This is a genomic window from Mesorhizobium sp. M7A.F.Ca.AU.001.01.1.1, assembly GCF_004022735.1.
Lineage (GTDB): Bacteria > Pseudomonadota > Alphaproteobacteria > Rhizobiales > Rhizobiaceae > Mesorhizobium > Mesorhizobium ciceri.
On the sequence record NZ_RZPF01000927.1, the window covers coordinates 1 to 2,134 of the forward strand.

3 protein-coding genes are annotated in these 2,134 nt (G+C 63.7%); all 3 read right to left on the reverse strand.

Features of this window, described 5'->3' with window-relative positions; genetic code table 11:
• Positions 1–904: RIP metalloprotease (locus tag EN884_RS34055; protein WP_164895355.1), on the reverse strand; the 904-nt coding region annotated here is incomplete at its 3' end.
• 103 nt (positions 905–1,007) lie between these two features.
• Positions 1,008–1,823 carry a phosphatidate cytidylyltransferase gene (locus EN884_RS34060; RefSeq protein WP_013531757.1) on the reverse strand — a complete coding sequence of 272 codons (816 nt, stop codon included), beginning with the start codon at positions 1,821–1,823 and terminating at the stop codon, positions 1,008–1,010.
• Positions 1,820–2,134, reverse strand: a 315-nt coding sequence (locus tag EN884_RS34065) for an undecaprenyl diphosphate synthase family protein (protein WP_164895356.1), incomplete at its 5' end; no start/stop codon positions are given. The genes EN884_RS34065 and EN884_RS34060, both read right to left, overlap by 4 nt.

Genomic DNA, 2,134 nt, shown 5'->3' on the forward strand with positions numbered 1-2,134 from the left:
CAGCCCTGCCCGCCATGTCGGCGATCTTCACCGGACCGCCCAACTGACATTTGTCTTCGCGCCCGACAACAAAGCGCTGCAGGAACTGGCCGGTGCGCTGGATGACGTGACCGGTTTCCTCGACCGCCGCCGCGACAGCTCCAACAGGCGTGTAGGTGATGAGCCGTGGCTGGCCGAGTTCCTTGTTGTTGACGACACCGATTACAGCGACCTTGACCTTGTTGCCGAGCGCGTCTTCCTGTTCCATCAGCCGCGGTGCCGCGGTCACAGTGACCTCCCGGCCGTCGCGCAGCATGACGAAAGTGATTGCGTCGTCCGCACGGCCCGAGACCAGGCGTTGGACGTCGCCAAAGGTTTCGACCTTGTTGCCGTCGACGCTGACGAATCGGTCGCCGGGAAGGATGCCGGCCTTCGCCGCCGGGCTGTCGGCGGTCACCTCGGCCACCATGGGCTCGGCGACATAACGGCCATAGGCGGTGAACAGCACGGAAAAGACGACGATCGTCAGCAGGAAATTGAACAGCGGCCCGGCCACCACCGTTGCCGCGCGCTTCCAGATCGGCTGCGTGTGGAAGGCGACCTTGCGCTCTTCCTCGGTCAGCGTTTCAATTTCTTCCGACGTGGGCTGGCTCGATGTGGCGTTCATGTCGCCGACGAATTTGACATAGCCGCCAAGCGGTATCGCACACAGTTTCCAGCGCGTGCCGTGGCTGTCGTTGAAGCCGAAGAGTTCCGGGCCGAAGCCGATCGAGAAGGCCCTGACGCCGATGCCGCACCAGCGCCCGACAAGGTAATGGCCCATTTCGTGGACGAACACGACCACGGTCAGCACGAAGAGGAATGGCACCAGCGTGCCGAGGACAAAGCCTTGTGTGCTGAAAAGCGCGTGAAGAATCTCGTTCAAGACAAACCCTCAAATTCTTCCACGGCGCAGACTGCGCCGTGACTGTGACACCAATCCGGGCGAATCCAAGGCGCATCGCGCAAAGGACCTGAAATGACACCACTCAAACGGGAAACAGACCCTGCGCCGGATGATCGGCGTTCGCCGAAATCCAGCCGATGACGTATAGGGCGAATGCGGCTGCGACAAGCCCATCGACACGATCCATGACGCCGCCATGGCCCGGGATGAGCGCGCCTGAGTCCTTGCGGCCATGGCGGCGCTTGACCCAGGATTCAAACAGGTCGCCTGCCTGCGAGACAATCGACAGCACGAGCGCCACCAGGCCGAGCAATGCCAGATTGCCGACACCGGCAGCTACGGCGAGGACCAGCCCGGCGACGACGCCGCCGAGCGCACCGCCGAGCGCGCCGCTGCGCGTCTTGCCGGGCGAGATAGAGGGCGCCAGTTTCGGCCCCCCAACGGCACGGCCAACGAAATAGGCAAGGATATCGGTGGCCCAGACGACCGCAAACAGGAACAGGATGGCAATGAGGCCCGAACGATCGCCATCGCGCAGCAAGGCGAGCGACAGGCCTGAAACCGCGGCATAGGCGAGGCCGCTCGCATCCCATTGTCCGGTCTTGCGAAGCGAGGCGGCTATCGCCGTTGCGGCAACAATGGCCGCCACAAGCGGTAGCAGCCAGGAGGCGGCCAGGCCGCCGATCAAGGCGCCAACGAAGACGACCAGCAATGCTTCCGGCAGGAAACCCAGGCCCGTGACCCCGGTCGGGCGCGACATGCGGGTCCATTCATAGAAGATCGCCGCCGATATCACGGCGCACAGCAGCCGGAACGGCAGACCGCCGATCCAGGTCAGACCGAGAGTGATGATGGCGAGCACGATCGCCGAAACGACACGCAGCTGGAGATTGCTCATCCCGCGGCCGGTCGCGAAGCGACGTCCTGGCCTCCAAGTCCGCCGAAACGGCGTTCGCGGCCAGCAAACTCACGCAAGGCCTCGGCAAGGTGTTCGCGGCTGAAGTCGGGCCAGTAGCAAGGCAGGAAGACAAGCTCGCTATAGGCGGCCTGCCACAGGAGGAAATTCGACAGCCGAAGCTCGCCGCTGGTGCGAATGACCAGTTCCGGGTCGGGAATGCCTTGCGTATCAAGCGCAACGGCAAAGCTTTCGGCAGATATCGCCTCGGCGTCGAGTTCGCCACGCGCCACGGCCAAAGCGAGCTTTTGCGC

Bases quoted from the DNA above. Each gene is read 5' to 3' on its own strand.
- EN884_RS34060 (WP_013531757.1), bottom strand. From the start codon at position 1,823: ATGAGCAATCTCCAGCTGCGTGTCGTTTCGGCGATCGTGCTCGCCATC.